General features: G+C 67.8%; 2 protein-coding genes. Both read right to left on the bottom strand.

All coding sequences use genetic code 11. The features are described 5' to 3' along the window. Positions 1-1,015: 1,015 nt before the first annotated feature. On the bottom strand, positions 1,016-2,233 hold the full coding sequence (locus JHD07_RS35250) for an NAD(P)/FAD-dependent oxidoreductase (protein ID WP_291630578.1): 1,218 nt from the start codon (positions 2,231-2,233) through the stop codon (positions 1,016-1,018). Between the two features lie 92 nt (positions 2,234-2,325). Further along, positions 2,326-3,285, bottom strand: a complete 960-nt coding sequence (locus JHD07_RS35245; RefSeq protein WP_291630576.1) for an AraC family transcriptional regulator — start codon at positions 3,283-3,285, stop codon at positions 2,326-2,328. Between the last annotated feature and the right edge of the window lie 374 nt (positions 3,286-3,659).

The following is a 3,659-nucleotide window of genomic DNA, read 5'->3' as shown; positions in this document are numbered from 1 at the left end:
GCTGATGCATGGGCCCCGGCTCTGCAGCGCACCGCTGAAGTAGCGCTGCGCTGCGTCCGGGGCATGAGAGTTGGGTCATGGCGGATTCTGTCTGCACGTCGTCATTGGCGATGCTCCAGTGCACATCCCAGCGACGGTGCGTGGGGTGGGCAAAGGCGCATAGCGCCGTGCCCACGATCTCCTTCGATGAGCCACAGGGCGTGGGCACGCTTGCGCTTTGCTCACCCTACGAGATCGAGCTTGTGGCACGCAGCTCATGTCGCAGACACGCCTTCGCGGCCTCGCGGCGCATCTTGCCCGAGCTTTGTTTTGTCGCCTCACCCTCTGAAATGAAAGAGGGCGCAGGGAAGACCGGGAGCCCGCAGGCACCCGAGGTCCACTGTGCGAATCTGCGTGGTGAGAAGCTGCACAGCGGCATACAGGTGTAGCCAGGACATCCCGGCCTTCCCTGCGCAGTGGTTTGACGGCTTATGTCGTGCTCTCCCCGGGGAGCGATGCACTATTGCCCCCGTCGCCTTGCGGATGGCTGATGCGCGTGCCCGGTCGGGCCGCCGCATCACCGCAACGCTTGGCGCACAGACCCCGGGCGCCAGGACCACACGATTTTGCCGTACGCAAGCCGCACCCGTCGTTGGCACGAGGTCTCCGCTCACGGTTGCCCGCCCTGCGAAGCCGTCCGCACCGGTGTGACCCACGTCCACCGCCGCCCGACCCGCGTTCGTGACGATCGCGATACGCCCCTCTTCCTTGGGCCGGGTTGCCGCAACACCTACGCCGTTTCCGAATTTCGGTAAAGTGGAATATTTTACACGGCGCGGGTTGACCGGGCGCTGGGTGTTTCGCCCGTCGGGCAACGCAAGGGCTTGTAGAGGGGTACCGGGATGACCAACAAAACCACCGTCGTCATCTGCCGTGCGGGCGGGAATCCAGCGCCCCGCGGCTTCTCCGTCCCAATTACTGTCTCTGGAATACTGGATCGTCCGCCTTCGCGGACGATGACACCGCATGCTCAGAGCTATCTTGCCCCGTATGTCGGCGGGGGCGCCTGCACGGTCGGCGCGGCGGCGGCGAACAATTCGTCCTTGCTGCCCGACAGCGGCGGATAGATGCGCTTGCGGTTGATGGTCTGCTTGGTCGACTTGGCGGCCTGACCGGTCGTCTTGACCTCGCGGTCCCACCCCTCGGTGTAGAGCGCACCCCAGGCGCCGAGATCGAGCACGGTGACGTACCAGTCGATCCGCAGCGGCAGCATCGGCAGGCCGACCAGATCGGCCACCACATTGTGGCCGGCGAAGCGGCCCATGGGACGGGCGAACTGGCAGGACATCACGGTCGGATGCAACCCGTCGATCACGCTCGAGGCAACATCGCCGGCCGCGAACACGCCAGGCACATCCGCGAGGCGCATGAAGGGATCGACCGGCAGCCGCCCGAGGCGATCGCGCGCGCTGCCGAAACTCCCGGCCAGCCGGCTCGCACGCATCCCGGCGCACCAGATCACGGTCTGCGCCGCAATGAACTCGCCCGAGTCGAGGTACACGCCGGCCGCCTCGACCGAGGCGACCCGCACGCCAAGCCGGGTCTCGACCTGCAATGACGACAACGCCGTCTCGATGACGGGACGCGCATGCGCGCCGATGGTGACGCCGATCGCCGGATTGGGATCGACCAGGATGATGCGTCGGCCGCCGGTGATGCCGGCACGCGTGAGCCTGTCCGGCATCTCGGCCGCGACCTCGATGCCGGTAAACCCGGCGCCGACCACGACGACGGTCGAGCGCCCCGGCGATGCCTCGCTGCGTCCGAGCGAGAAGAGGTGATGCTCGAGGCGGAGCGCCGCGGCATAGGTGTCGACGTCGAAGGCGTGCGCGGCAAGTCCGGGAATATCGGGACGCATCACCTCGCTGCCGAGCGCCAGCACGAGGCGGTCGTAGCCCAGCCTCTCCTCGCCGCCGCTCGTGACCAGCGAGATCTCGCGCCGTACCGGATCGATCGCCTCGACCTCGCCGAGGCCATGATCGACACCGATCGGATCGAGCAATCGCGACAACGGCAGCGCGACCTCGCCGAGATCGGCCTCGTAGTTGCGTACGCGGATGTTGTGATAGGGGTTGCGGTCGATGAGACGGATCTCGATATCGCCGTCCGCGCCGATCTCCTCACGCTTGCGCGCAGCGCCGATGGCCGCCCACAGGCCTGCAAATCCGCCGCCGAGCACGATGATACGCGCCATGTCCGCCCGCCGCGCTTTCCGAAGCAAACCCGCGGTCTGCCCGCGCGGGCAGACTAGCTCAACAGGCGGCGCCGGCCAAATGCGGCAGCGCCCTACGCCTCGCGCAGTTCCGAGGGCGTCGCGCCGAAGCGCTTGCGGAAGGCGCGGTTGAAATAGGACAGGTCGGAAAAACCCGAGGAATGCGCGATATCGCTGATCTTCCGCGCCCTGGCGCGGGGATCGCCGAGCAGCTTGCGCGCATGGAGCAGGCGCTGCTCCAGCACGAATTCGGTGAAGGTGGTGCCGGCCTGCTCGAACAGCCGTTGCGCCTGGCGCGGGCTGAGGCCCGACCTGGCGGCGACCTCGGACAGGCAGAGATCGTTGCGGCCGAGAGCAGCCATCACGTCGGCGCGCATGAGATCCAGGCGGGCCGCCGCATGTCCCCGCCCGCGCGCAAGGCTTGCATGCTCGGCATCGGTGCCGAGCAGGAGGCCGACCAGATCGACCATGTGCTGCGCGGTGAGGCGCTGGCCGACCGCATCGAGATGCGGCGCGTGGTTGGCGGCGAGCGCGTGATAGCGGAAGATGGTCTCGGCGACGGCGCCGTCCGACAACACCTGCGAGAGCTTGTCCTCGGCGCGCGGACTGATGTCGAGCAGCGCGCGGCGCGGCATGCGGATGGTGGTGAAGCGGTCCTCCGCGGTGTGGCCGACGGTGCCGGTGGCGGCCATGTCGACGAGCACCATCTGCGCCGGCGCGAGCTCCACAGTGTGACCGTTCTGCCCGACGCGGACGAGCCCGGCATGGGCCGCGATCAGCATGAGATCGTCGCTGCCGTCGGAAAGGTGGCTTTGGCTGCGGGAATATTGCGCGGACGCGCCTTCGGCAATGCCGAGCGCGATGTTGTCGACGACGCTGATCTGGAGCCGGCAGTCGACGCTGTCGCCATGGCTCGGCCCGATATCGAGGCCGCATGGACCGACGGCCCGTTCGCGCCACTGCTCGAATGCCGCACCGTGCGGCAGCCCCGCATATTGGTGCCGGAAGATGCCTGGCGTTCTCGTTGCATCCATTTGTTGTTCTCGCCCTTTCCGGCATCGCCGACTTCAAATTCCGGGGATTTGACGCCCGGGATCGGGCGGAGGTTCAAATCGGGGCCGGATTCGGGGGCATTTGTCGGGCTGCGACGCCGGGATGGACGGTGGCGACGCCGGACCCCGCATGAGCGGCTTGTCCGCCGAAGCTCGAGCGAAGGCGGAGGCCGACATGCGGGAAGCATCGCCCCGGATGTCGCTTCGCTCATCCGGGCTACGCGCCCTACTTCTGCGCGGGCGCCTGCGGCTGGGACGGCGGCACGGTCTCGATCAGCTTGCCGGAAAATATCGGCGCCGAGGTCGGCCGGCCGTCGGGCGAGCCGCCGGCCTGCTCGACGGTGACGGCATAGGTG

Origin of the sequence: Bradyrhizobium sp., assembly GCF_016462955.1 — a bacterium.
Classification (GTDB): Bacteria; Pseudomonadota; Alphaproteobacteria; order Rhizobiales; family Xanthobacteraceae; genus Bradyrhizobium.
This window is presented reverse-complemented; position numbering and strand designations above follow the sequence as displayed.

Excerpts from the sequence above, each read along its gene's own strand:
- JHD07_RS35250 (WP_291630578.1), bottom strand. The coding sequence starts at position 2,233 with ATGGCGCGTATCATCGTGCTCGGCGGCGGATTTGCAGGCCTGTGGGCG.
- JHD07_RS35245 (WP_291630576.1), bottom strand. The coding sequence starts at position 3,285 with ATGGATGCAACGAGAACGCCAGGCATCTTCCGGCACCAATATGCGGGG.